The sequence below is a fragment of the Streptomyces sp. NPDC057137 genome, from assembly GCF_042670825.1.
In the GTDB taxonomy this organism is placed as follows: Bacteria; Actinomycetota; Actinomycetes; order Streptomycetales; family Streptomycetaceae; genus Streptomyces.
In genome coordinates this window covers 17,673-43,648 of the sequence record NZ_JBHUUW010000043.1, presented here as the reverse complement: position 1 = coordinate 43,648, position 25,976 = coordinate 17,673, and the positions used below count along the sequence as shown (strand labels likewise).

Annotated in this window: 19 protein-coding genes and 2 pseudogenes; 12 read left to right on the top strand and 9 right to left on the bottom strand. The window is 71.8% G+C overall.

Features of this window, described 5'->3' with window-relative positions; all coding sequences use genetic code 11:
- Positions 1-48: 48 nt before the first annotated feature.
- The 3 genes and pseudogenes from ACFT9I_RS27890 to idi all read left to right on the top strand — a co-directional run bounded on the left by ACFT9I_RS27890 (position 49) and on the right by idi (position 2,830).
- Positions 49-990 carry a cation diffusion facilitator family transporter gene (locus ACFT9I_RS27890; protein ID WP_382568671.1) on the top strand — a complete coding sequence of 314 codons (942 nt, stop codon included), beginning with the start codon at positions 49-51 and terminating at the stop codon, positions 988-990.
- Between the two features lie 257 nt (positions 991-1,247).
- Positions 1,248-2,018 (top strand): annotated as a pseudogene (locus ACFT9I_RS27885) (class I SAM-dependent methyltransferase); the annotation flags it as partial.
- Between the two features lie 218 nt (positions 2,019-2,236).
- The gene (gene idi, locus ACFT9I_RS27880; RefSeq protein ID WP_382568669.1) at positions 2,237-2,830 is read left to right on the top strand and encodes an isopentenyl-diphosphate Delta-isomerase; all 594 of its coding nucleotides are present in this window, start codon (positions 2,237-2,239) and stop codon (positions 2,828-2,830) included.
- Here the strand turns inward: idi and ACFT9I_RS27875 are convergent.
- The gene (locus ACFT9I_RS27875; protein ID WP_382568711.1) at positions 2,805-3,344 is read right to left on the bottom strand and encodes an ATP-binding protein; all 540 of its coding nucleotides are present in this window, start codon (positions 3,342-3,344) and stop codon (positions 2,805-2,807) included. The genes idi and ACFT9I_RS27875 overlap by 26 nt on opposite strands.
- Before the next feature lie 224 nt (positions 3,345-3,568).
- Between ACFT9I_RS27875 and ACFT9I_RS27870 the strand changes: the two genes are divergently transcribed.
- The 4 genes from ACFT9I_RS27870 to ACFT9I_RS27855 all read left to right on the top strand — a co-directional run bounded on the left by ACFT9I_RS27870 (position 3,569) and on the right by ACFT9I_RS27855 (position 8,056).
- Positions 3,569-4,342, top strand: coding sequence for an enoyl-CoA hydratase/isomerase family protein (locus tag ACFT9I_RS27870; RefSeq protein WP_382568667.1), 774 nt, complete (start codon positions 3,569-3,571; stop codon positions 4,340-4,342).
- 78 nt (positions 4,343-4,420) lie between these two features.
- Positions 4,421-5,284 carry a hypothetical protein gene (locus ACFT9I_RS27865; RefSeq protein ID WP_382568665.1) on the top strand — a complete coding sequence of 288 codons (864 nt, stop codon included), beginning with the start codon at positions 4,421-4,423 and terminating at the stop codon, positions 5,282-5,284.
- Positions 5,285-5,365: 81 nt separating this feature from the next.
- Entirely contained in the window at positions 5,366-5,506 is a 141-nt protein-coding gene (locus ACFT9I_RS27860; protein WP_354603205.1) for an LPFR motif small protein, read from the top strand.
- Positions 5,507-5,623: 117 nt separating this feature from the next.
- Positions 5,624-8,056 (top strand): Tex family protein, encoded by a 2,433-nt coding sequence (locus ACFT9I_RS27855; protein ID WP_382568662.1) that lies wholly within the window; start codon positions 5,624-5,626, stop codon positions 8,054-8,056.
- Positions 8,057-8,172: 116 nt separating this feature from the next.
- Here the strand turns inward: ACFT9I_RS27855 and ACFT9I_RS27850 are convergent, their stop codons facing one another.
- Both ACFT9I_RS27850 and ACFT9I_RS27845 read right to left on the bottom strand, forming a co-directional pair.
- Positions 8,173-9,816, bottom strand: a complete 1,644-nt coding sequence (locus ACFT9I_RS27850) for an ABC-F family ATP-binding cassette domain-containing protein (protein ID WP_382568660.1) — start codon at positions 9,814-9,816, stop codon at positions 8,173-8,175.
- Positions 9,817-9,856: 40 nt separating this feature from the next.
- A complete protein-coding gene (locus ACFT9I_RS27845) occupies positions 9,857-10,372 on the bottom strand; it encodes a TrmH family RNA methyltransferase (protein ID WP_382568658.1) in 516 nt (171 codons plus the stop codon).
- Positions 10,373-10,549: 177 nt separating this feature from the next.
- Here ACFT9I_RS27845 and ACFT9I_RS27840 point away from each other — a divergent pair, with 177 nt between their 5' ends.
- Positions 10,550-11,512 carry an FAD-dependent oxidoreductase gene (locus tag ACFT9I_RS27840; RefSeq protein ID WP_382568709.1) on the top strand — a complete coding sequence of 321 codons (963 nt, stop codon included), beginning with the start codon at positions 10,550-10,552 and terminating at the stop codon, positions 11,510-11,512.
- A gap of 16 nt (positions 11,513-11,528) precedes the next feature.
- Here the strand turns inward: ACFT9I_RS27840 and ACFT9I_RS27835 are convergent, their stop codons facing one another.
- Both ACFT9I_RS27835 and ACFT9I_RS27830 read right to left on the bottom strand, forming a co-directional pair.
- A complete protein-coding gene (locus tag ACFT9I_RS27835) occupies positions 11,529-13,265 on the bottom strand; it encodes a BCCT family transporter (protein WP_382568656.1) in 1,737 nt (578 codons plus the stop codon).
- Between the two features lie 81 nt (positions 13,266-13,346).
- A complete protein-coding gene (locus ACFT9I_RS27830) occupies positions 13,347-14,645 on the bottom strand; it encodes a M14 family metallocarboxypeptidase (protein ID WP_382568654.1) in 1,299 nt (432 codons plus the stop codon).
- Positions 14,646-14,933: 288 nt separating this feature from the next.
- On the opposite strand from ACFT9I_RS27830, the gene ACFT9I_RS27825 reads away from it, so the two are divergent.
- Positions 14,934-15,974: a LacI family DNA-binding transcriptional regulator gene (locus ACFT9I_RS27825; RefSeq protein WP_382568652.1), complete on the top strand. Its 1,041-nt coding sequence runs from the start codon at positions 14,934-14,936 to the stop codon at positions 15,972-15,974.
- A 45-nt stretch (positions 15,975-16,019) separates the two neighbouring features.
- On the opposite strand, the pseudogene ACFT9I_RS27820 reads toward ACFT9I_RS27825, so the two are convergent.
- Both ACFT9I_RS27820 and ACFT9I_RS27815 read right to left on the bottom strand, forming a co-directional pair.
- Positions 16,020-18,281 (bottom strand): annotated as a pseudogene (locus ACFT9I_RS27820) (glycosyl hydrolase); the annotation flags it as partial.
- A gap of 230 nt (positions 18,282-18,511) precedes the next feature.
- Positions 18,512-19,381 carry a putative protein N(5)-glutamine methyltransferase gene (locus ACFT9I_RS27815; RefSeq protein WP_382568650.1) on the bottom strand — a complete coding sequence of 290 codons (870 nt, stop codon included), beginning with the start codon at positions 19,379-19,381 and terminating at the stop codon, positions 18,512-18,514.
- A gap of 308 nt (positions 19,382-19,689) precedes the next feature.
- On the opposite strand from ACFT9I_RS27815, the gene sph reads away from it, so the two are divergent.
- Together sph and ACFT9I_RS27805 are read left to right on the top strand one after the other, a co-directional pair.
- Entirely contained in the window at positions 19,690-20,703 is a 1,014-nt protein-coding gene (sph, locus tag ACFT9I_RS27810) for a sphingomyelin phosphodiesterase (RefSeq protein ID WP_382568648.1), read from the top strand.
- A gap of 155 nt (positions 20,704-20,858) precedes the next feature.
- Positions 20,859-24,104, top strand: coding sequence for a CHAT domain-containing protein (locus ACFT9I_RS27805; protein WP_382568646.1), 3,246 nt, complete (start codon positions 20,859-20,861; stop codon positions 24,102-24,104).
- A 9-nt stretch (positions 24,105-24,113) separates the two neighbouring features.
- On the opposite strand, the gene ACFT9I_RS27800 is transcribed toward ACFT9I_RS27805, so the two are convergent.
- Together ACFT9I_RS27800 and ACFT9I_RS27795 are read right to left on the bottom strand one after the other, a co-directional pair.
- Positions 24,114-24,827: a DUF6338 family protein gene (locus ACFT9I_RS27800; RefSeq protein WP_382568644.1), complete on the bottom strand. Its 714-nt coding sequence runs from the start codon at positions 24,825-24,827 to the stop codon at positions 24,114-24,116.
- 167 nt (positions 24,828-24,994) lie between these two features.
- On the bottom strand, positions 24,995-25,156 hold the full coding sequence (locus ACFT9I_RS27795) for a hypothetical protein (RefSeq protein WP_382568642.1): 162 nt from the start codon (positions 25,154-25,156) through the stop codon (positions 24,995-24,997).
- Here ACFT9I_RS27795 and ACFT9I_RS27790 point away from each other — a divergent pair.
- Positions 25,155-25,898: a MerR family transcriptional regulator gene (locus ACFT9I_RS27790; protein ID WP_382568640.1), complete on the top strand. Its 744-nt coding sequence runs from the start codon at positions 25,155-25,157 to the stop codon at positions 25,896-25,898. The genes ACFT9I_RS27795 and ACFT9I_RS27790 overlap by 2 nt on opposite strands.
- Positions 25,899-25,976: the final 78 nt, after the last annotated feature.

Genomic DNA, 25,976 nt, shown 5'->3' with positions numbered 1-25,976 from the left:
GTTCACTGGGCCGCGTCGGCACGATCGAACTGACCGGGAGGCAACCTCATGGGGGCTGGGCACGATCACGGGCACACGCACGGCGGTGCGCCGCCGCCGGGGACCGCGACCGCCGCGTACAAGGGGCGGCTGCGGATCGCGCTGGGGATCACCCTGTCCGTGATGGTCATGGAGATCATCGGTGGTATCGCCTCCGACTCCCTGGCCCTGATCGCCGACGCCGCGCACATGGCGACGGACGCGGTCGGTCTGGCCCTGGCGCTGCTCGCGGTCCACTTCGCGAACCGGCCGTCGACCGGCAACCGCACGTTCGGTCTCGCCCGCGCCGAGATCCTGGCCGCGCTCGCCAACTGTCTGCTGCTGCTCGGTGTCGGCGGCTTCCTGCTCTTCGAGGCGGTCGAGCGTTTCATCACCCCCGCCGACACCAAGGGCGGGCTCACGATCATCTTCGCGGCTGTCGGCATGGTCGCCAACCTGATCTCCCTCTCCCTGCTGATGCGCGGGCAGAAGGAGAGCCTCAATGTGCGCGGCGCGTATCTGGAGGTGCTGGCCGACACGCTCGGCTCGGTCGCCGTCCTGATCTCGGCGACGGTCATCCTGACCACCGGCTGGCAGGCGGCCGACCCGATCGCGTCCCTGGTGATCGGCCTGATGATCGTCCCGAGGACGGTGAAGCTGCTGCGGGAGACGCTGAACGTGCTGCTGGAGGCGGCGCCCAAGGGCGTGGACATGGCCGAGGTCAGGGCGCACATAGTGGCGCTCCCCGGCGTGGAGGACGTGCACGACCTGCACGCCTGGACGATCACCTCGGGCATGCCGGTGCTCTCGGCGCACGTGGTGGTGAGCCAGTCCGTGCTGAGCAGCGTCGGGCACGAGAAGATGCTCCACGATCTGCAGGGCTGCCTCGGCGACCACTTCGACGTGGAGCACTGCACCTTCCAGCTGGAGCCGGTGGGGCACGCGGAGCACGAGGCGAATCTCTGCCACTGAGGGCGGGGCGCCCGGGGGCGGCCTCGACGGTCGGGGCGGTAATCCGGTGGGACCACCGGGCGGTGCCCTGTTACAGTCCCGGCCGGAGACGTCGGTGTCTCCCCTGTCGTGAGAGGAGCTGAGGTTGATGACCGTCGCAGTGGAGGTCGCCATGCGCGGCACACGGTCCTTCCTCAGCTTCCGGGCTGCCGGCTGACCGGACGCACCACACCGGTCCCGCGTCGGCCGCAGCCCCTCACACACAAGGGTTGCTCACGTTGTCCGACAACGACACACATGACACGTCGGCTCACTCCGCCGACGCCGATCTCGACGCTTTCTTCGCCCTGCACCACGGTCTGCCGCGGCAGGGTCCCGGCTCCGACGCCACCACCCGGCGGCTGCTGTCCTTCGCCGGGCCGCTGCCGTCCCGTCCGCGCGCGCTCGATCTGGGCTGCGGTCCCGGCCGGGTGTCGCTCCTGCTGGCCGCCGAGGCCGGCGCGCGGGTGACGGCCGTGGATCTGCACGAGCCGTTCCTCGACGAGCTGCGGCGCGCCGCCGACGCCCGTGGGCTCACCGGATCGATCAGCACGGAGACGGCGGACATGGCCGAACTCCCCTACCCGGACGGCGCGTTCGACCTGGTCTGGGCGGAGAGCTCCATCTACTCCATCGGCTTCGACAACGGCCTCGGCCGCTGGCGACGGCTGCTCGCACCTGGCGGCGCCCTGGTCGTCACCGAGTGCGAGTGGACGACGGCCGAGCCGAGCGCCGAGGCACGTGCCTTCTGGGACGGGCAGTACGCGCTCCGTACGACCGAGGCGAACACGGCGGCGGCCGTCGCCGCCGGATACACCGTGCTGGAGGTGTACCGGCAGCCGGAGAGCGACTGGGACGAGTACTACGGGCCGCTCGGCGAACGGGCCGACTCGGCCGACCGGCGGGCGCCCGGCATGGATCGGGCGCTCGCCGTGACCCGTGCGGAGATCGCGATGCGCCGCGAGCACGGCACGGAGTACGGCTACACCGGCTATGTCCTGCGTCCCGCCCCGGCGGCGGGGGCCGAAGGGGCGGGCGAGGCTCCGGTGGCGTGATCGCTCTCACCCCGGCGGGAGCCGGGACGTAACTCCCGTGTCCGCCCCCGCAGAGCACATCGCGGGGGCGGACACACCCGTTTCGAGAAAGGACATGCCCGTTTCGCGGAAGTGCGGACAAGTGGCTCTTGTACGGCAGACTTGAGGGCCGAGGACCGAAGCGAAGGATGGCTATGCCGACCACACCTGTCACTGCCCCGAGCAGCTCGCCCAACGGGGTACAAGAAGCGATCATGCTGGAGCTGGTCGACGAGGACGGCAACACCATCGGCACAGCCGAGAAGCTCGCGGCACATCAGCCACCGGGTCAGCTGCACCGGGCGTTCTCCGTGTTCCTCTTCGACGAGCAGGGCAGGCTGCTGATCCAGCGCCGCGCGCTCGGCAAGTACCACTCCCCCGGCGTCTGGTCGAACACCTGCTGCGGGCACCCGTATCCGGACGAGGCGCCCTTCGCCGCCGCCGCCCGGCGTACGTACGAGGAGCTGGGTATCTCGCCCACGCTGCTCGCCGAGGCGGGCACGGTCCGCTACAACCACCCGGACCCGGCGTCCGGGCTGGTCGAGCAGGAGTACAACCACGTCTTCGTGGGGCTGGTGCAGGCGACGCCGCGGCCGGACCCGGCGGAGATCCACGACACGGCGTTCGTCACACCGGCCGAGCTGGACGAGCGGCACGGGGCGGCGCCGTTCTCCGCGTGGTTCATGTCCGTGCTGGACACGGCACGGCCGGCGATCCAGGAACTCACGGGGTCGGCCGGGGGCTGGTGACGGGGCCGCCCGCGGTCTCACGCGCCTCCTGGATCACCGGGGTCCGGGCGGGCACCGCCACGGCGTCGGGCGTCAGCGGGAGCAGCGCCCAGACGATCTTCCCGCCGCTCGCCGTGTGCTCGACGTCGCAGGTGCCGCCCGCCTCCAGCGTGATCTCCCGTACGAGCAGCAGACCGCGCCCACCGGTCTGCGCGTAGTCCCGCTCCAGCGCCTTCGGCCGGTACGGGTGGTTGTCCTCCACCGACACCCGGACCCAGTCGGCGGCGATGGCGACCTCCACCGCCAGCTCCGGCGACAGCAGGGCCGCGTGCCGTACGGCATTGGTCACCAGCTCCGAGACGATCAGCAGCAGCCCCTGGACGGTCTCGTCGGACGCCGGGGCGCCCTGCCGGTCCAGGAGGTCTCGTACGGCGTGCCGCGCCTGTGGCACGGAGATCTCCACAGCCGGGGCGGTGAACCGCCAGACCCCCTCGTACGGCTTCGGTCTGGCCGGAACACTCCCGAGGCTCTCCATCACCGCGGCACCCACCCTCGGTTCCCCAGCGCTCCGAGCGCGCTGTGCATAGGACACCGAGTCTTGGGAACAAGGCGGGACGGACCAGGGCACTGAACAGAAGTCAGCGCCTATCGATAGATTGTGTCCGGGTTCGTCCGAACCTGTTAGGCGGCTGACCGACCGTGTCGGTTTCCAGCCCCTTCGTGATCACCGGTGCACGGTGCCCGGATAGCATCCGGCGCATGGAGCCCACGCCCACCGAACCCGCACCGCCACGGCTGACCGCCGTCGTGACCGACGGGGTCGCCACCGTGACCATCACGCATCCCGCCAAGCGCAACGCGCTGACCGCGCCGATGTGGCGGGCGCTGCCCGAACTGCTGGCCGGGCTGGCGACGGATCCCGCCGTACACGCCCTGGTGCTCACCGGCGCCGGCGACTCCTTCAGCGCGGGCGCCGACATCGGGGCGCTGCGCGAGCCCGGCGACGCGCTGCAGGATCTCAGCGTGGCGGCGGAGGAGGCACTCGCCGCGTTCCCCAAGCCGACACTGGCGGCCGTACGGGGCTACTGCGTGGGCGGCGGCGCCCAGTTGGCGGTCGCGTGCGACCTGCGGTTCGCGGAGGAAGGCGCGCGGTTCGGGATCACGCCCGCGAAGCTCGGCGTCGTCTACCGGTCGTCGTCGACCCGGCGGCTGGTCTCCCTGGTCGGTCCGTCGACCGCCAAGTACCTGCTGTTCTCCGGGGAGTTGATCGAGACCGGGCGGGCCCTGCGGGTCGGCCTGGTGGACGAGGTGCTCGCGCCGGGCGAACTGGGCAAGCGGGTGGCCGAGTTCACCCGGGTACTGGCCGCGCGCTCGCAGCTCACCCAGGCGGCGGCGAAGGAGTACGCGACGGGGCGCGAGGACCGGGACGCGTACTGGGACGGGCAGGCGCGCGGCAGCGGGGACCGGGCGGAGGGCGTGGCGGCGTTCCTGGAGCGCAGGACGCCGCGGTTCGGGTGGACGGTGCGGGACTGAGGGGCTTACCCCGGGGGCGTCCCGCGTACGGGGATACCGGGGCTATCGGCCGTACCGACCAGTCGGTAACGTACGGGCATGACCACTCTCGCCCCGCGCGCCGGACGCCGCTGCCACAACGCCGTCAATCCGCTCCACTCGACGGTCTACTTCTCCCCGGACTTCGGCAAGGAGCTGGCCGGGGTCGGGGTCGACGACCCGAGGGCCGTGTACTTCGCCGGGCGCGGCGCCGCGATGGGCGCGGTCGGGCCCGGCGTGATCGCCGCCGCCTTCTACAACTTCAGCTACGAGCTGGTCGCCCGGCACATCCCCGCCGTGTGGCGGGTCGCCTCGCCCGAGACCGTGCTCGACGCCCGGCTGCGCGCCGTCGACTCCACCCTGCGACGTGTCCTCGGTGAGGAGGTCGTCACGTCCGACGAGATGGCCGAGGCGGCCCGGCTCGCGCTGCGCGCCACCGAGGCATGCACCCGACACGCCCGGCCGCTCTACGCCGCGCACGCCGATCTGCCGGTCCCCGACGAGCCGCACCTCGCCTACTGGCACGCGGCGACGCTGCTGCGCGAACACCGCGGCGACGGCCATCTCACCGCGCTGCTGTCCGCCGGGCTCGACCCGGTCGAAGCGCTGGTCAGCCACACGGCGACCGGCAAGGGCATGTCCCCGCGCTGGTTGCTCCGTACCCGGGGCTGGCACCGTACGGACCTGGACGACGCCGCCGGGCGGCTGCGGGAGCGCGGGCTGCTGGACGACGCGGGCGAGCTGACCGAGGCGGGGACCGCGCTCCGCGCCGGCCTGGAGGAGCACACGGACCGGCTGGACACCGCGCCGTACGAGCATCTGGGCGCCGACGGGGTGGAGCGGCTCACCGAGCTGGGGCGGGGATTCCTCCTGGCTGCGGCCGGCGCCGGCGCGTTCCCGGAGGACCTCATCGGGAAGGGCTGACGTTTGCGAGCGCGCTGAGCGGCAAACCGGAGAGTGCGGGTCGTTACGGCAGACCCGCACATCTACCAGGAGGTTTCCGTCATGCGTGCCATCGCAGATGCACTTCGCGCCGTCGGTGGCGCCATCGCCACCGTGGTCACCCTGCCGTTCCGGCTCGTCGCCAAGCTGTTCGGCGGCGCCTCGCGCGGCTCCCGCGGCGGCGGCCGCGCCCGCCGCGCCTGACCCCCGTCAGGTCCCGCCACTACCCCTCTCTCCGAGAGGGCGCGCGACACGGCCCCCGGCCACCCGGCACAATGCAGGCACACGCACAGCCAGCACGAGAGCCGAGTCGGGGAGAACGTGACGACGTCCATCGAAGGCAGGATCGCCGGGGAACTCGGCGTACGCGAGCGGCAGGTGAAGGCGGCCGTCGAGCTGCTGGACGGCGGGTCGACCGTGCCGTTCATCGCTCGCTACCGCAAGGAAGCGACCGAGATGCTCGACGACGCGCAGCTGCGCACGCTCGAGGAGCGGTTGCGCTACCTGCGCGAACTCGAGGAGCGCCGGACGGCGATCCTGGAGTCCGTACGCGAGCAGGGCAAGCTGGACGAGGCTCTGGAGGCGCAGATCCGGGCCGCCGACACCAAGTCGCGGCTTGAGGACATCTATCTGCCGTTCAAGCCCAAGCGGCGCACGAAGGCGCAGATCGCCCGTGAGGCCGGCCTCGAACCGCTCGCCGAGGGCCTGTTGAACAATCCGTCGGTGGACCCCCTGACGGCCGCGGCGGCGTTCGTCGACACCGACAAGGGTGTCGCGGACGCCGCCGCCGCGCTGGACGGCTCCCGCGCCATCCTCACCGAGCGCTTCTCCGAGGACGCCGACCTCACCGGTGAGCTGCGGGAGCGCATGTGGACGCGCGGCCGGCTCACGGCGAAGGTCCGCGAGGGCAAGGGCAACGCGACGGAGGGGCCCGCCGCCAAGTTCGCGGACTACTTCGACTTCGCCGAAGCCTTCACCGCACTCCCCTCGCACCGCATGCTCGCGCTCTTCCGGGGCGAGAAGGAGGAGGTCCTGGACCTCAGCCTGGAGCCGGAGTCCGACGACGCCGACGCGCTGCCGGGCCCGAGCGCGTACGAGAACATGGTCGCCCGCCGCTTCGGCGTCGCGGACCGCGGCCGGCCCGGCGACAAGTGGCTGGCCGACACGGTCCGTTGGGCCTGGCGCACCCGGATCCTCGTCCACCTCGGCATCGACCTGCGCCTCCGGCTGCGTACGGCCGCCGAGGACGAGGCGGTACGGGTCTTCGCGTCGAACCTGCGCGATCTGCTGCTGGCCGCGCCCGCGGGAACGCGTGCCACGCTCGGGCTGGACCCCGGTTTCCGTACGGGGGTCAAGGTCGCCGTCGTCGACGCGACGGGCAAGGTCGTCGGCATCGACACGATCTATCCGCATGTCCCGGCGAACAAGTGGGACGAGTCCCTGGCGAAGCTCGCGCGGCTCTGCGCCGAGCACTCCGTCGACCTGATCGCCATCGGCAACGGTACGGCGTCCCGCGAGACGGACAAGCTGGCGGCCGAACTGATCGCGAAGCACCCGGAGTTGAAGCTCACGAAGGTGATGGTCTCGGAGGCGGGCGCCTCCGTGTACTCCGCCTCCGCGTTCGCCTCCCAGGAGCTGCCCGACCTCGACGTGTCGATCCGCGGCGCCGTCTCGATCGCCCGGCGCCTCCAGGACCCGCTCGCCGAGCTGGTCAAGATCGACCCCAAGTCCATCGGCGTCGGCCAGTACCAGCACGACCTGTCCGAGGTGAAGCTCTCGCGCTCGCTCGACGCGGTCGTCGAGGACTGTGTGAACGGCGTCGGCGTCGACGTCAACACGGCGTCCGCGCCGCTGCTTTCCCGGGTGTCCGGCATCGGCGCCGGTCTCGCCGAGAACATCGTCTCCCACCGCGACTCCAACGGTCCCTTCCGCTCACGGCGGGCGCTGAAGGACGTGGCGCGGCTGGGACCGAAGGCGTACGAGCAGTGCGCGGGCTTCCTGCGGATCCGGGACGGGGACGACCCGCTGGACGCGTCGTCCGTCCACCCGGAGGCGTATCCGGTCGTCCGCGCGATGGTGAAGACGACCGGCAGCGAGGTCGCGTCGCTGATGGGCAACGCGGGCGCGCTGCGCTCGCTGCGGCCGGCCGACTTCGTCAGCGACGCGTTCGGTCTGCCGACGGTCACGGACATCCTGCGCGAGCTGGAGAAGCCGGGCCGGGACCCGCGACCCGCCTTCAAGACGGCGACGTTCAAGGACGGCGTCGAGAAGATCGGCGACCTGACCGCCGGGATGGTGCTGGAGGGCGTGGTCACGAACGTGGCGGCGTTCGGGGCGTTCGTGGACGTCGGGGTGCATCAGGACGGGCTGGTCCATGTGTCGGCGATGTCGAAGACGTTCGTGAAGGACCCGCGCGATGTCGTGAAGCCGGGCGACGTGGTGAAGGTGAAGGTGCGGGAGGTCGACATCCCGCGCAAGCGGATCTCACTGACGCTGCGGCTGGACGACGAGGCGGAGTCGCCTGCCGGCGGGGGTAGCGGGGGCGGCGGGGCCGACGAACGCGCGCCGCAGCAGCGGCGGGGCGGGGATCGCGGCGGTGGTGGCGGTGGCGGCAAGGGTCGCGGGTCCGGCGGCGGTGATCGCGGCGGCGACCGGGGCGGCGCGAAGCGACAGCCCCCGGCGAAGTCGGCGAAGCCGGCCCCGACGAACAGCGCGATGGCCGACGCGCTGCGGAGGGCGGGGCTGGGCGGCTGAGCGCGGCCGGTTTCCTGTGGTCCCGCCCAAGCGGGACCACAGGCCGCTCCCTGGGGCGGGCGGCGCCACCTCCCGGGCACACTCCCGTGGCGTGGGCGCCCTGCCCGGCGGCGGTGTCAGGTCTCCGTGACCTTGCCCGCCGCGATCTCGATGCGGCGGGTCGTGTGGACGGACTCCAGCATGCGGCGGTCGTGCGTGACCAGCAGCAGTGTGCCCTCGTAACTGTCGAGCGCCGACTCCAGTTGCTCGATCGCCGCCAGGTCGAGATGGTTCGTCGGCTCGTCCAGGACCAGCAGGTTCACTCCCCGGCCCTGGAGCAGCGCCAGGGCCGCGCGGGTGCGTTCGCCCGGGGAGAGGGTTGTCGCCGGGCGCAGTACGTGGGCCGCCTTGAGGCCGAACTTCGCCAGCAGCGTGCGGACTTCGGCCGGCTCCGTGTCCGGAACGGCCGCGCAGAACGCGTCGAGCAACGTCTCCGTGCCGTAGAACAGCGCGCGGGCCTGGTCGACCTCGCCGACCACCACGCCCGAGCCCAGCGACGCCGCGCCCGCGTCGGGGGACAGCCGGCCGAGGAGGAGCGCCAGCAGGGTGGACTTGCCCGCGCCGTTCGCGCCGGTGATGGCGACCCTGTCCGCCCAGTCGATCTGGAGCGACGCGGGTCCGAAGTGGAAGTCGCCGCGCCGGACTTCGGCGCCGTTCAGCGTCGCGACGACCGAACCGGAGCGCGGGGCCGAGGCGATCTCCATCTGGAGTTCCCACTCCTTGCGGGGCTCGTCGACGGCCTCGGCGTCCAGGCGCTCGATCAGACGCTGGGTCTGGCGGGCCTTCGCCGCCTGCTTCTCGGTGGACTCGGAACGCAGCTTGCGGGCCATCTTGTCGTTGTCCGTGGCCTTGCGGCGCGCGTTCTTGACGCCCTTCTCCATCCAGGAGCGCTGCATGTGGGCCCGCCCCTGGAGCGACGAGCGCTTGTCGGCGTACTCGTCGTACTCCTCGCGGGCGTGCTGCCGGGCCCGCTCGCGTTCTTCGAGGTACGCCGCGTAGCCGCCGCCGAAGAGGTTGACCTGCTGCTGGGCCAGGTCGAGTTCGAGGACCTTGGTGACGGTGCGGGTGAGGAACTCACGGTCGTGGCTGACGAGGACCGTACCCGCGCGGAGACCGCTCACGAAGGATTCGAGGCGTTCGAGGCCGTCGAGGTCGAGGTCGTTCGTCGGCTCGTCCAGAAGGAAGACGTCGTAGCGGGACAGCAGCAGGGACGCGAGGCCGGCGCGGGCCGCCTCGCCGCCGGAGAGCGCGGTCATCGGCTGGTCGAGGCCGACGGTCAGGCCGAGTGACGCGGCCACTTCCTCGGCGCGTTCGTCGAGGTCGGCGCCGCCGAGCCCGAGCCAGCGCTCCAGGCCGACGGCGTACGCGTCGTCCGCGCCGGGCGCGCCGTCGACCAGGGCCTGGGTGGCCGCGTCGAGCGTGGACTGGGCGTCGGTGACGCCCGTACGCCGGGCGAGGAAGTCCCGTACGGATTCGCCGGGGTGGCGCTCGGGCTCCTGCGGGAGGTGGCCCACGGTCGCGCTGGGCGGGGACAGGCTCAGCGCCCCGTCCTCGGGTGTGTCGAGCCCGGCGAGCAGCCGGAGCAGGGTCGACTTCCCGGCTCCGTTGACCCCGACGAGACCGATCACGTCGCCGGGCGCGACGACGAGGTCGAGCTCCGCGAAGAGTGAGCGGTCGCCGTGTCCGGCGGCGAGATTCTTGGCGACGAGAGTGGCAGTCATCAGACCGTCGATTCTAGGGGGCGGGGGCAAAGGCTTGTGGTCAGAGCAGGCCCGCCAGTTTGTAGAGGGCCAGGCTGCCGGCCACGGCGACGTTGAGGCTGGCGCCGGTGCCGATCATGGGGATTTCCACGCAGGTGTCCAACAGGTCCAGGGCCTCGGGCGGAATGCCGTGCCGTTCGTGGCCGAGGACCATCACGGTGGGCTGCCGGGCGGCGGGCAGGTCCGCCAGGCGTACCGCCTCGTCGGCGAGTTCCACCCCGACGACGCGCGCGCCGCGCTCCCGCCGCTTGGCCAGCCAGCCGAGCGGATCGCCCGTCCAGTGGACGCATACGGGTCTGCGCAGGGTGTTGCCGCGTGCGAGCGCCTCCGGGACCCAGGGGAGGCGCGGGAGCGCGAGGCACGCGCCGACCGCGTCGCAGGTGCGGGCGAGGGTGCCGAGGTTGGCCCCGTGGAGGGGCCACAGCGGCGCCGCGTAGAGGTGGTCCCAGCAGGAGTGGGAGCGCGGGCGGCGGCTGCGGCGCAGTTCGTCGGGGGTACGGGTGCGGATCGCCGTCATCGGCGCGAGGCCGTCGGCCTCCGGAACTCGGGATGCATGTCGTACGGCGATTCGCGGCTCGCCGGGGCCATCGTCGGTCAGGTCGTACGAGGGGCGTACGAGGGGCGTACGGGGGTCGAGCTTCTCGCGCGGGCCACCGGGATGTCCAGCGAATTCGGCCTCAGCTACGGTCCCTCCATGAGTGACACGGTGATCGTGATCGGTGGCGGGGTCGTCGGGCTGACGACCGCCGTCGTGCTCGCCGAGCAGGGGCGGGAGGGGCGGCGGGTGCGTGTGTGGTCGCGGGACGCAGCCGCGCACACCACGTCGGCGGTGGCGGGCGCGCTGTTCTGGCCGTATCGGATCGAGCCCGCCGAGCGGGTCGGCCCGTGGTCCCTGCGGTCGTTGCGTGAGTACGTGGCGCTGGCGCGGGATCCGGAGGCAACGGGCGTACGCGTGGTGGCGGGCCTGATGACCGACACGGCCCTCGCGGGGCTGGGGAGTTGGGCGCGGGAGCTGCCCGAGCTGCGGGAGGCGCGTCCCGACGAGTTGCCCGCCGGGTTCGGCCAGGCGTTGCGCGGCCGGCTGCCGCTGATCGACATGCCGACGCATCTGCGGTATCTGGAGGAGCGGCTGCGCGCGGCCGGCGGCAGTGTGGAGCAGCGTGCGGTCGGCGACTTGGCGGAGGCCGCGGCGGAGGCGTCCGTCGTCGTCAACTGCTCGGGGCTCGGCGCCCGCGAGCTGGTGCCCGACGCGTCGGTGTTTCCGGTGCGCGGGCAGCTCGTCGTGGTCGAGAACCCGGGGATCGAGGAGTGGCTGGTGTCCAAGGACGGCGGCACGGGCGGTACGTCGTACCTCTTCCCCCAGCCGTTCGGTCTGATACTCGGCGGAACCGCCGAGGACCACGCCTGGGACCCGCACCCCGACCCGGCGACCGCCGCCGCCATTGTCGAGCGCTGCGCGGCGCTGCGTCCGGAGGTGCGGGGCGCGCGGGTGCTCGCGCACCGGGTGGGGCTGCGTCCCGCGCGGCCGGGCGTACGGGTCGAGGCCGGCCAACTGCCGGGCGGGGCACGGCTGGTGCACAACTACGGCCACGGTGGCGCGGGCGTCACCGTGGCCTGGGGCTGTGCCGAGGAGGCCGCCCGGCTGGCGGCCTCCTGACGCAAGAACGACCGGCTCAGCGTGGCGCCGACTTCTCCGGGGTGCCGCCGGTCGGCCCGTCCGGCGTCGGGCCGATGCGGATCTCGAAGTCGCCGTCGTACTGGTCGTGTCCGGCGATGACCGCCGATTCGACGACCTCGACGCCCCGCTCCTCACGGAGGATCAGCGGGTCGCGGCGCAGGTCGCGCATGAGGGCCACACACATGCCGATCATGACGAGCGCGAAGGGCGCGGCCACCAGGATCGTCATGTTCTGCAGCCCCTTCAGCGCGTCGTCCTCGCCGTCGCCGACGAGCAGCATCACCGCGGCGACGGCGCCGGTCACCACACCCCAGAAGACGATCACGTACTTGCTGGGCTCGAAGTGGCCCTTCTGGGAGAGCGTTCCCATCACGATGGACGCGGCGTCGGCGCCGGAGACGAAGAAGATGCCGACGAGGATCATCACCAGCACGCTGGTGATCGTGGCGATCGGGAAGTCCTGGAGCAGCTGGAACAGCTGGCCCTCGGGCGTCGCCTCCTTGGCGAGCTCGCCCTTGCGCTCCTGGAGCCTGATGGCCGACCCGCCGAAGATGGCGAACCAGATCAGACTCACGGTGCTCGGTACGAGGATGACGCCGCCCACGAACTGACGGATCGTCCGGCCTCGGCTGATCCGGGCGATGAACATGCCGACGAAGGGCGTCCAGGAGATCCACCACGCCCAGTAGAAGACCGTCCAGCTGCCGAGCCACTCGGCGACGCCCCGGCCGCTGCTGGCCTCGGTGCGGCCCGCCAGCTCGGCGAGGTCGCCGAAGTAGGCCGCGATCGACGTCGGCAGCAGGTCGAGGATGAAGACGGTCGGGCCGAGGATGAACACGAACAGGGCGAGGAACAGCGCCAGCACCATGTTGGTGTTGGAGAGCCACTGGATGCCCTTCTCCACACCGGAGACCGCCGAGGCCACGAACGCCAGGGTCAGGACGGCGATGATGACGACGAGCAGTGCGGTGCTGACGTTGTCCCGCCAGTTCAGCTCGGTGAACCCGCTGCCGATCTGGAGGGCGCCGAGGCCCAGCGAGGCGGCCGAGCCGAAGAGCGTCGCGAAGATCGCGAGGATGTCGATGACGCGGCCGGGGGCGCCGTACGCGTTCTTCTCGCCGATGAGCGGCACGAAGACCGCGCTGATCGTCTGGCGCCGCTTGCGCCGGAAGGTGCTGTACGCGATGGCGAGCCCGACCACGGCGTAGATGGCCCAGGGGTGCAGGGTCCAGTGGAACAGCGTGGTCGCCATGGCGGTCTCGGTGGCCGCCGCCGCGTCGGCGGGGTCGGTGCCGGGGGGCGGGTCGGTGAAGAAGGTGAGCGGTTCGTTCACGCCGAAGAACATCAGGCCGATGCCCATGCCGGCGCTGAACATCATGGCGACCCAGGAGATGGTCCTGAACTCGGGCTTCTCACCCTCCTCACCGAGTGTGATCTTGCCGTAGCGGCTGATCGCCAGCCAGAGGGCGAAGACCACGAAGCCCGAGGCCACCAGGACGAAGGCCCAGCCACCGTTGTGGATCAGGCCGGAGAGCATGGAGCTGGACGCGTCCTCCAGGGAGTCGGTGGCGGCCGTCCCCCAGACCACGAAGGCGAGCGTGAGGACGGCCGTGACACCGAACACCACCCGGTCGGTCTGGGGGCGTTGGGAGTCCTGGGGATGACCGGGCCCGGCCGTCGTGACAGACGGCGGGCCTCCTTCGGCTCCCGATTTCTGAGCGTCCTGCGGCACGAGCAACACCTTTCGGGGTTTCACGGAGCATGCGTCGGCGCTCCGTTACGCCTTAGCACATGTGACGTGGGTCTCTTTCTATCAACAAGTCTCCACTGGTTGTCCAACGGTGAGGTGGTAGGTGGCGCGGCCGTCGAGCAGGAGCGGCACCAGCTTGCGCTGGGACTGACGCAGCGGCACGAAGGCTCCGTCACCGCGCGCGGGCAGGGCCTTCACGCCGTGCAACGCCAGTTCGTCCTTCACGTCCGCGTACTGGGCGGCGTCGAGCCGGTAGCCGCAGGGCGGGTTCTCGACGGTGTCCTCGGGGGTCGCGGGCTCGTTGTCGCCGCCGCCGAGGTAGACCGTGCCGCGGTCGAGCAGTCCGGCGGCACGGGAGAGGGCGGTGGCGGCGGAGAGCTGGACGCGGCGCTCGTCGGCGTAACCGAACAGGCCCTTCAGGGAGTCGAGTTGACTGTCGACACGGCGCCGGTGGTTCAGCGCGGGGTCGTTCTCCTCGGCCTCGGACCTCGGGTCGACGCGGCTCTCGATGAGCAGGCCGACGGAGTGCTTGACGCCGGAGGCGTTACGCAGGATGCGCTCCTGGCCGTCGCCCGCGGTCTGCTTGATCGGGTCGCCGGTGACGGGGTCGGTCCAGATGCCGTACGTGCCGATGGAGTGGTCGCCGGCGCGGGCGGCCGGGCGTACGTACGCCTCCGACAGGGTCTGCGCCTCCTTGTGCACGCGGGAGGAGGTGTTGAGGTTGCGCGGCCAGAGGTCGAAGAGATCCTTGTCGTAGTACGGCGGCGTGGCGCCGTACTCGTGCAGGTCGTAGATGACGTCGGGCTCGCGGTCGCGCGTGAGGGCGGCCATGGCGCGGCCCTCGGCGGTCTTGAGCGCGATGTGGTCGCGGTTGATGTCGACGCCGTCGGAGTTGCCGCGGGTGTCGGCGGCCCGGCCGTCGGGGTTGGCGGTCGGGACGACCAGCACACTCGTACGGTCCAGGAAGCGCTTCGTCGCGCGGTCCTTGGGATAGGCCAGGTCGCGGACGGTGGTGAGGCAGGCCTCACGGCCCGAGGGCTCGTCGCCGTGCTGGCTGCAGATCAGCAGGAGGCTGGTCACCGACCGCTTGTTGCCCAGCTCGACGAGGTTGAGCGGGCGGCCCTGCTTGGTGGTGCCGATGGTGCCGACGGCGACCCGGTCGCCGCCGCGGTCGACGGCGGCGAGGAATTCCTGCTCCTGCGCCAGGGTGGTCCACTCGGCGCCGTCGCTCTCCTCGAAGCCGGTACGCGGCGGAGTGTCGGCCGGGGCGGCGGAAGTGGCCGCCGAGGGAAGTGCGGTGAGGGGGACGACGAGGGCGGCTGCCGCCACCGACAGGACGAGCGTGCGAATCCGGGACGTCATCAGGTGCGGTCTCCGATGCTCGGTGGGTGGTCCGAGGGACACATGCCCAGTGAACGGAATTCCATGGGGCGGAAACGTACTCCGGTGAACAACGGTGCGACAGAGGGTTGTCCGCGATCAGCCGTATGTCGGGAGATGCGCGCCGTCCCTGCTGAGGCGGGCGGACGGCGCTGTTCGTCAGACACGGCCTCGCGCTTGGGAGCGCTCTCTCGGTGGAGGGGGCAGCGGATACCCTGTACCGGTCCCGGCAGCCCGTACGGGCACCCGTACCGACGAGGAGCGCCCGCCTTGCCCGAGCAGTCACCTGGATCCCGGCCCACGCTGGAAGCCGTCGCGGCCCGCGCCGGGGTCTCCCGTGCCACCGCGTCCCGGGTGGTCAACGGCGGCGCCGGGGTGCGGCAGCCGCTGGTCGACAAGGTGGTCAGGGCCGTGGAGGAGCTGGGGTACGTGCCGAACCACGCGGCGCGCACGCTGGTCACCCGGCGCACGGGCGCGGTCGCCGTGATCATCGCCGAGCCGGAGATCCGTATCTTCTCGGACCCGTTCTTCTCGCAGCAGATACGCGGTATCAGCAAGGAACTCACCGCTCACGACACGCAGTTGGTGCTGCTCCTGCTCGAAGGTCCCGGCGACTTCGGGCGGATCGCCCGGTATCTGGCGGGCGGCCATGTCGACGGCGCCCTCGCGTTCTCGCTGCACATCGACGACCCGCTGCCGGCGATCATCCGCAGGTCGGGAACGCCGACGGTGTACGGCGGCCGGCCGAGCTGGACGTCCGCGCCGAGCGATCAGGGCGTGCCGTACGTGGACGCCGACAATCGCGGCGGCGCGCGGGCGGCCGTGCAGTATCTGCGCGATCTCGGGCGCGAGCGCATCGCGCACATCGCGGGCCCGCCCGACCAGACCTCGTCGACGGACCGGCTCGACGGCTACCGTGATGTGCTGCTCGACGCCGACCCGACGCTCATCACCGAGGGCGAGTTCACGGTGGAGAGCGGCGCGCGGGCGATGAAGGAGCTGCTGGAGCGGCGCCCCGACCTGGACGCGGTGTTCGCCGCCAACGACCTGATGGCGTCCGGCGCGCTGCGGGTGCTGCGCGAGCGCGGGGTCGCGGTGCCCGAGGAGGTGGCGCTGGTCGGTTTCGACGACATGGTGTCCGTCGCCGAGGACACCGACCCACCGCTGACCACGATCCGGCAGGACGTGGAGGGGCAGGGCCGGCTGATGGCGCGGCTGCTGCTGCGGGGTCTCGACAAGGACAGTGCGGAGGCGCGCGCGCCGGCGTCCGTGATCACCCCGACCACACTGGTGCGGCGGGCCTCGGCCTGAGGCCGGAGACCCGCCGCGTGTGGGGGGAGGATGGTTCGGGAATCAGCCCGTGGTGCTCGCCGCGGAGCGTGCGGGCACCGTGAGCGTCTTGCCGTCCGAGAACGTGACCGTCTGCTCCGTCGAGGCGAAGTTGTGCGCCGCGTACGTGCTCACCCCGCCCTTCGTGAAGACGGCCGAGGTCGGGATCGACCCGGTCACCGTCGGGTCGGGGGCGCCGACCGCGTCGAGGGTGCCGATCCAGTGGTTGACGTGGGCCTTGGACTCGCCCGCCTCCGGGGACAGGGCCGCCTGGCCCGCGTCCCACTTGGCCTTCGCCCCCGCCGGGTCGGAGATCGCCTCGAACTCCCAGAGGATGTCGCGCCATTCGACGGCGGGCCCGCCGTTCTCCTCCTCCATCTCGGCGATGTTGCGGCCGATGGCCTCCTTCTCACGGCCCAGGTGGAGTGAACCCCCGGTCACGGGAAGGACGTTGATGCCGTGGATCTCCTCGGGGTTGGCGGTCCACCAGGTGGAGTACGCGCCGCCGCTGCCCCACACCATGCCGACCGTGCCGCGGGCGAAGTCCGCCGGGAAGACCTCCTGGTCGGCGTCGAACCAGTACTGGCCGATCGCCTCGGACTCGGTGGCCAGCAGATACGAACCCAGGTCACGCAGCTCGTCGTCGCCGGTCGCCGAACCCCAGAGGACGAGTCCCGCGCTGAGGTTGATGGACTCCGACGACGACTCCTGGTTGTTGCCCGCCGCGAAGCCCTGGTGTCCGGAGGCCCAGCTGTGGCCGGCGTACACGTCGAAGCCGCGCAGGAACGGGAAGTCACTGTCCGTACGGCTCGGGTTGGCCGCGTCGCGGATCAGTGTCTCGACCATGCCGCCCCAGGCGGACTCGGCGGCCCACGCCTGGTCGTACTGGGCGACGATCGCCGCCGCGTACACGTAGTAGCTGTAGTGGAAGTGGTGGTCGTTGAGTTCGGTGTCGCTGCCGTACGACGCCGGGTAACCGGTCAGGGTCTTCCAGTCGTTGTCGTAGCTGAACTCACTGGCGCCGCCCGCCGTGAACCACTCCTCAAGACGGCCCTTCAGCAGGCCCACGATCTTGTCGCGCGTCGCGGTCTCGCCGATCTGGTCCGCGATCGGGGCGAGTTGGGCGAGCCGGCCGAGCGCCTTGCCCGTCCAGTAGGTGTCGGTCGCGCCGGAGAACGGGTCGCCGGCGTTCACCACGTCGTCCAACTGCGCCTTGAGCGTGGCCGCGTCGACCCCGCTCGACTCCGGCAGCGCGGGCAGCACGCCGGACGCCTTCTGGCTGGTGGTGAAGGACGTGGACTCCCGCACCTTCATCGTGCCGCGCGGTGACACGTAGGTGTACGGGGTGAGTTCGTCGGTCGTGTTGAGCCACTGGTGCCGGTAGAGGGCCTGGAGGGTGCCCTTCTCGGTGCCCTCCTGCGGCTCGGTGGTGAGGGTGTACGTCGCCTTGACGTCGCCGCCGTCCGAGTTCCAGCTCGTCGTGGAGCCGGTGACGAAGCTGTAGGCGTACTTGGCGTACGTCGCCAGCGCGTCCTCGGAGGGCAGGAGCGCGAGCGAGAAGTAGTCCTTGTCGCCGAGTCCGGCCGTGATGGTGGAGCCCGAGACCGACCAGTCGCTGCCGGTCGGCGCGAAGAGCGCGTAGTGGTGTCCGGCGACGGTGATGCCGAGGACGTTGCCGTCGTCGGAGAAGACGGTCGGCGCGGCGGCGGCGGTGATGCTGGCGTCGCCGCCCGAGCCCTTCGCGTACACGTAGGGCATGCCGTGACCGATGGTGGTCCGCAGCGTGCGGGTGCCGTCGGACCAGTAGGGCGTGACGGTCCAGTCGGACCAGTCGTCGGCCTTGGTGTCCGGGGAGTTGAGGCCGGTGAGGCCCAGGGTGAGATCGGCCTTGTGCGCGTACTCGTACTGCCGTCCGTCACCCACGATGGCGGCGGTCGTGGGGTAGCCGACCTCCAGTCCGCCGGCGGTGGCCTGGTAGGTGAGGGGGTGGCCGTACATCGGGGTGGAGTACGGGTTGTCGCCGTACCGCTGATAGGCGACCGAGGTCCACCAGTCGTTGGTGGGCACCGGCCGGTCCTTGGCCGCCTCGGTCAGCTTGGGCGTGACCGGGGCGCCCACGTTGTTGGTCGGGCCCGACGTCCCGGCGGGGCGGGTGTCGGAGTAACTGCCCGAGCCGACGGGGATGTTGGCGGCCGCGGCGGGACCGGCGGCAGGACCCAGTCCTACGGCGGCCATGGCGGTGACCAGAACCAGCACCGAGGCCGGTCGTCTCGAAAGGGAGGTGGGCATGTGACGGCACCTCGAAGTCATGGGGGGAAAGTGGGCCCGAGAGCGCTCTCAGATGCAAAGGAACGTAAAACTTCTGAAACCTAAGTGTCAATAGAGCTGACAGAGAAGGCAGTTGTGTGTCGGTCGGTGCCGTCATGCGTTCGAGTCTTGACGGATCGACGGCGACGGCCGTCGCCGCGGCGGGCGGTGCGCCACCCGGGAAGGGCGACGCACCGCCGGTACGCACGGGGTCAGCGGCCGCGCGGGTCCGGGGTGAGAGCCACGGGTCCGAGCGGGGCGCCCCTGAGCTGGGCGACGACCACGGTGGCGTCCCACTCCTCGGAGGTCACGACCCGTGGGGCTAGCCCGTCGCCCCGGACCGTGCCGACGGCGCCGGGCACCTGGCGCTCACTGGTCTCGAACAGCAGATGTCCGCCGGGCGCCAGCCACCGGGACGCCCCCGCCGTCACGCGTCGCAGGACGTCGAGCCCGTCGGCGCCGCCGTCGAGTGCCACCAGCGGCTCGTGTTCGCGCGCTTCGGGCGGCAGCAGTCCGACCTCCTCGGTCGGTACGTAGGGCACGTTGGCGAGCAGGATGTCGATACGGCTCCGAAGGCCGTCCGGCAGGGCGTCGAAGAGGTCGCCTTCGAGGACCGTGCCGCCGGCGCCGATGTTGCGGCGGGCGCAGGCGACGGCCGCCGGGTCGATGTCGGAGGCGTACAGCTCGACGGGGTCGTGCGCCGTCGCGAGCAGCGCGGCGCCGAGCGCGCCGGAGCCGCAGCACAGGTCGACGACGACGGCGGGCCGTCCGGGGGCGGTCTGGTGGGCCAGGGCCGCCGCCTGTCGTACGAGGAATTCGGTACGGCGGCGGGGGACGAAGACCCCGGCGTCGACGGCGATCCGCAGGCCGTAGAACTCGGCCCAGCCGATGACGTGCTCCAGGGGCAGTCCGGCGGCGCGACGGCTCACCATGTCGGCGAGGTCGGCGGGGGTCCGCGCGGCGGAGACCAGGAGCCGCGCCTCGTCCTCGGCGAAGACACAGCCGGCGGCGCGGAGCCTGGTGGCGACGGTGGGGAGGGAGGGCAGTGCGGAGGAGAACGGGGAGGAGAGTGTTGCCGACATGGAAACCTTTCGGGGCGCCTACGGGCGCTCCGGCGGTCTCAGCCTGTCGGTCGGACCGCGCGGCCGTGAGAGGGGAGCACCCGGCCTGACACTGCGGTAATGGGTCCCACCTCCTCGGTACGGGCTCTGCTTCGGTCGGGGGTCACAGTACCCCACGGGTGCCGGGGGCACGATCGGGTTCTGTCGTGCCGGTGCGCGGCCACCGGCCGTGCGGTGTGCGCATCGACTTCTCCCGATGGCTACCGGGAAGTAACTACGACTGGTTTGATGAACGGCGCCGCTCCGCCCCCACCGAACCGGGAGTCCCTGTGCCGCACTCCGTGCTCCGCCGTGTCCCCGCCGTCGCGCTGTCCGGCGCGCTCGCCCTCGCGACGCTGACCGCGACCGCCCCCGGCGCTTCGGCGTCACCCGCCACCCCGGCATCCCAGCAGGCCGCCGACGCACCGGCGTTGAAGGTGCTGACGTACAACACGTTCCTTTTCAGCAAGACGCTCTATCCGAACTGGGGCCAGGACCACCGGGCGGCGGCGATCCCCGCCGCCCCGTTCTACGGCGGCAACGATGTGGTCGTCGTGCAGGAGGCCTTCGACAACTCCTCGTCCGACGCGCTCCAGCGGAACTCCGCCGACCGGTATCCGCACCAGACACCGGTGCTGGGCCGGAGCAAGAGCGGCTGGGACGCGACGGGCGGGGCGTACTCCGCCCTCACCCCGGAGGACGGCGGCGTCGCCGTCCTCAGCAAGTGGCCGATCGTCCGCAAGGAGCAGTACGTCTTCCAGGACGCGTGCGGAGGCGACTGGTTCTCCAACAAGGGCTTCGTCTATACGGAGTTGGACGTCAACGGCAGCAAGGTACATCTGGTCGGCACCCATACGCAGTCCACCGATCCGGGCTGCGCGGCGGGCGAGGCGGCGCAGGTGCGAAGCAGCCAGTTCAGGGCGATCGACGCCTTCCTGGACGCCAAGAACATCCCGGCGTCCGAACAGGTGCTGGTCGCCGGTGACTTCAACGTCGACTCGCACAGCGCGGAGTACGCGTCGATGCTCGCCGACGGAGGCCTGGCCGGCGCGGACGCGCGGACCGGGCACCCGTACTCCTTCGACACGGCGGACAACTCGATCGCGGCCGAGCGCTACCCGGACGACCCGCGTGAGGATCTTGACCACGTCCTGCACCGCACGGGCCACGCGAAGCCGGACGGCTGGACGAACGAGGTGGTGAAGGAGGAGAGCGCGCCCTGGACGGTGTCGAGTTGGGGCACGGAGTACACGTACACCAACCTCTCCGACCACTACCCGGTCATCGCATCGGCGCGGGGCTGAAAGGCTGTTCGGGATGCGCCGCCCGCCCTCGAAGGCCATGCTGATCAGTCCTGAGTGGTTCGCCCGCGTGGGGACTGCTTTGGGGTGGTTGTTCCGGTGACCTTGCCCGTGCCGGGCCGGGAGCGGAACCGGGACCTTGCCTGAGGGCGTGGAGAATGAATCTGGGCAGATCGCGACACGAGCCGCGTGACGAGAACATCCCGTGCGATCAGGTCGACGCGGCGGTGCGGGAGGACAGGGCGGCTCTCGCGGCGGCGGGGCACCGCCCCGAGCGCCGTATCCCGGCCCTGGCGAACCTCGCGACGAGCCTCTACTGCGCCTACCGGTGCCAGGCACGGCTGGATCAACCGGAGCAACTCCTTGAGGCGATAGGCCACTTGACGGAGGCCCGGGACCTCGCCGCCGGGGACGCCACCCGCTTCGGCGGTACCACCCGCGGTCTCGCCGCCGCCGAGGCGGTCCGGGACATCGAGGGCAACATCAGCGTGTTCAGAACGTACCTTCCCGGCTCCTCCGGCACGTCCGGACCGGCATCCGTACCGGGCGCGGGCGGGGGTTCGCAGCGCGAGCAGTTGGAGCGCGCATACCGACGTTCGGGCGCCGGGGACGAGGAACGTGGCCTGGCCGTCCTGCAGTTGGGCACGCTGGACCACAGCGAATGGGAGGCGTCGAACGACAACGCGCTGCTGACGCGGGCGATCGAACGGTGCCGGGAGGCGGCGCGGCTGCTGGCGAACTCGTCCGACGGGCGGCTGCCGCTGGTGGCCCGCTGCAATCTGGCCAACGCCCTGCTGAGCTCGTACACCAGAGTCTCCGACGACGAGCGGCATCTGACGGAGGCTCACGACATCATCAGGGAGCTGGACGCCTCGGGGCTGGGTGACGACGTCCCCGGCTACTCCGCGGTGCGATCCCATGTGCTGGGCCAGATCGCCCTCGTACGCCATCAGCGTACGGGCGACACCGGCGCGTTGCCCGAGGCCGAGGACCTGCTCAGGCGGCAGTCCGCCGACCGCGGTCCCCTGCACGGCATCATCGGCGACCGGGCGAGGAGCGTGGAGGCCGTTCTCGCGGAGATTCGCCTGCACCGCGGCGGCCGTCTGCAGGCCGGCGACGAGGCCGTCGACCTCCTCCGGAACGACGGGGCGGCCTCCACCGATCCGGCCTTCCTGCTGAATCAGAGCTTCGCTCTCTTCCGTCGTCATCAGGCGCGCGGGGGTGCGGATGATCCGGCGTCGCAGGATCTGTACGACGCGGCGACCCTGGCTTCCCGCGCGATCGACCTCGCCGGCGACGGGCCCGTACGCGCGCACGCCCTGCGGATGTCCGCCCACTGCCTGATGGACCTCGCGCGCCTCCGGCCGCGGTCCGCCGGGCCGCTGTGGGAGAAGGCGCTCGAAGAGATCACGGAGGCACTCGCCCGCGGCACCTTCAACGAACGGGAGGCCCCGCTCGCGGGCACCACCCAGGCGCAGTGCCGAGCCGGTCTCGCCGCCCTCCGCCGCGATCCGTCCGGCCTGGAGGCCGCCGCCGCCCAACTCGCGGAGTTGGAAGGGCGGTTACCGGCCGACAGCGCCAACCGGCCCGCCCTGCTGGCCGAGTTGTTCCGCATACGGCTGGCCAAGGCGGAGATCAGCGGTGCGCCGGAGGACGACGAAACGGCTACGCGAGCGGCGAAGCGGGCGTGCGACGCGGCGGCAGAGTTCAGCCCCGCCGTCGAGTACAGCACGGCGCGGGCCTGGGGCGACCGGGCATGGCGCCGAGGTGCGCTGCTGGAGGCGGCCGAGGCGTACCGTCACGGGCTGAGCGCACTGCATCACCTCAGCCGTGTCCAGGTCACGCGCGGCGACAAGACATCGGTCCTGTCCAGCGCCGAGGGGATGGGCGCCCGTGCGGCCTACGCCTTCGCCGAGTCCGGAATGCTGGGCCGGGCCGTCGTCGCCGTCGAGTCGGGCCGGGCGCTGATGCTCACCGAGGCGCTGGAACGGCGGGCCGCCGACCTGGACCGGCTGCGGCGGGCGGACCGTTCCGATCTCGCCGACGCGTTCCGGGACGCCGCCACCGAGGTGGCGCGCTCCGACGCGGAGCTTCTCGGCGGCTGGTCCGGCGGCACGGGGACACAGCCGGGGACGCAGCCGGGAGAGGGGACGGGGACGGACGCGACGCGGGCCGCGCGCGTACGCGACCGGTTCGACGCCGTGGTCGCGGAGATCCGCGAGGCGGCGGGGCTCGCGAGTTTCCTGCCGCCACCCTCGTACGGCGAACTGGCCCTGACCGTACGGGAGTCGGGCACACACGTCGTCTACCTCCTGGCGACCGACCGCGGCGGCCTGGCGCTCTCGCTGCCCGCGACCGAGAACGCGCGTCCGTTCCGGATCCCGCTGCCCTCACTCACCACGTCGGTGCTGGACGGGCTGGTGGGCGACTGGCGGGACGCGCTGGACACGCGGGACGAAGCGGAGCGCGAAGACAAGTGCGACGCCGTGGCCGACCGGCTGTGGACCGGCGTGATGGCCCCCGTGATGCGCAGGCTCCGCGGTGTCCCGAAGGTGTCGCTGATAGCGGTGGGCGGGCTCGGCCTGCTCCCGCTGCACGCCGCCCGCCGACCGGACACCACGGCTCCGACCGGCCACCGGCATGTGATCGACGACCTCGCCGTCAGCTACCAGGCCAATGTGCGGGCCCTCGGCGCCGCCCACACGATCCGGTCCCTGACCGGCCGGCACCACACCCTGCTGACGGTGACGGAGCCGACACCGGTGTCCTACACCCCGCTGCCCTCCGCGAAGTGGCAGATACACCTGGCCCGGCGGCATTTCCGGAGCGGAACCGGAGCGTCCCTCGGCGGCCCGGAGGCCACCCGCGAGGCCGTGCTCGCGGCGCTCCCGCACGCCTCGGTCCAGCACTTCGCGTGTCACGGGGAAGTGGTGGACGGCTCGCCGCTCGACGGAGGGCTCGTCATGTCGCAGGACCGGCTGCTGACGGTGCGGGACGTGCTGAGACTCGACGCCCTGGACGTACGCATGGCGGTCCTGCCGGCCTGCCGCACCGGGGCGCTGGACCAGGCGGTGCTCGACGAGGCCGCAGGGATGCCGTCCGCGTTCCTGCAAAGCGGCTACGCCGGGGTGATGGCGACCGGCTGGGACGCGGACGGCTGGGTCTGCGCGCTGATCACCGACCGGTTCTACGCCCACTGGCTGGGCGAGGGGATGGAGCCGGAGCAGGCGCTGAGACAGGCTCAGATCTGGGTGCGGGACTCCACCAACGCGCAGAAACACGCGGCGTACCCGCAGATCGCGGAGCTGGCCCCGGAGCCTGGAGAGGCGTCCGGCCCCTGGGCGTCGGCGCGGGCGGACGCCGGTGTCCTCGGCTGGGCCGTCCTCTCCTTCCACGGGTGCTGACCCGCCCCCTCACGGCGAGGGGGACGGGCTCGGGGGCGTGGGCACGGGAGGCAGCACATAGGTGACGGTGATCGCGGTGATCCGGCGGGCACTGAGGATCACCGCGCCGGTGTCGGGCAGTTCGGCCTCCACGGCCGCTCCCGGCGGACGGTAGAACAGGGGCCCGCCCAGGACGAGTTCGCGCTCGGCGTCGTCCGAGACCCGGTTCGAGTACGAGCGCAGCCACCCGGACCAGTACGCGCCGTCCTCCAGCAGACAGCCGACCTGCACGCGCGCCTCGGGCCACTCGTTGAACGCCTGCCACCAGGCGGAGACCCGGGACGGGTGCTCGCCCTCGGGCACGTACCGGCCGACGAACGGCAGCCGCGCGGCCAGCCGCGTGGCGCGTTCCGTCCCGCACCACGCCGCCCCGCAGACAGCGGCCAGCAGCAGCGCCAGCGACCACCACAGCAGGGAGACGTAGTGGGAGCGGGCATAGGGGCCCGGCTCCCGGACCAGGGTGCCCACATCCGGGGTCGAGCCAGGGGCCCACACCCGGCACAGGCCGAGCAGCGCCAGCGCCAGGGCGTCGGCGACGACGCTGATGGTGATCAGACGGAGCGTCTCCCACAGCGGGGAGACGTCCCGTTCGGGCCACCGGAGCTGCCTGACCTTGATGTGGGCGGCTCCTGGCAGGAGCACGACGATGAGCAGGACGAGACCGAGGATCGTGGACGGCAGCATGGACCGCTTTCTGTGCCGGGCGGGACAGAGGCGCTATGCGCTTCAATGGCATCGACGCACCTACCCATGTGACGAGGAGTTCGAATGCAGGACACTCCGGAACCGTCCACAGAAACCCCGGCGAGCGCCGAGAATCCCGCCCCGGTACGTCGCAGGAACCGGGATCACTACGGAACGAAGAAGGCCCCCAACAGCCAGCCGCCGCCCACGACGACCCAGCAGTCGAAGCCCCCGCCCCCGGCCCAGCCGGCGCCGCCCTCCTCCTGAGGGGTGCGCGCGGTCCTCGCCTGTCTTTCGCAGTACTGGTGAGACAGCAATACTGTCGGCATGGAGACCGCATCCGGGGCGCCCCAGGAGCCGACGCTCACCGTCGACGAGCTGGCCGCGCGCGCCGGCGTCACGGTGCGCACCATCCGCTTCTACAGCACCCGCGGTCTGCTGCCGCCCCCGGTGATCGGCCCGCGCCGCGTCGGCCACTACGGCCACGACCACCTCTCGCGGCTCGCGCTCATCGAGGAGCTTCAGCACCAGGGCATGACCCTCGCGGCGATCGAGCGCTATCTGGAGCAGCTGCCGCCGGACCTGAGCGCGCACGACCTGGCGATCCACCGGGCGCTGGTGGCGACCTGGGCGCCTGACTCGGCGGAGGACGCGACGCGGGCCGAGCTGGAGCGGCGCGCGGGGCGGGTCCTCTCCGAGGGGGACGTCGACCGGCTGGCGGCCATGGGTGTCCTGGCCCGTGCCGACGCCCCCGGCCACTACCGGCTCGATCCGGGGCTGCTGCGCCTCGGCGTCGAGCTGCTGGACGTGCCGATCGCACACGAGACGATCCTCGCCGCCCGTACGGTCCTGCTGGAGCACACCCGCTCCGCCGCGCACGCGCTCTCCCGCCTCTTCCGGGACGAGGTGTGGAAACCGTACGAGGAGAGCGAGCCGGACCCGGAGCGTGTGGCGGCGATGAGGTCGCTGTCCGCCCATATGCAGCCGATGGTCGTGCAGGCGCTGGTGACGGCGTTCCAGCGCTCGCTGAAGGAGGAGCTGCGGGCCGCGTTCACGGACGGGCTCGATTGAGCCCGTCCGGCGATCGAGAACAAGCGCGGCCCACGGCCGCGCAACCCGGCCGACGTTCCCGGCCGCGGCACCGGGCCC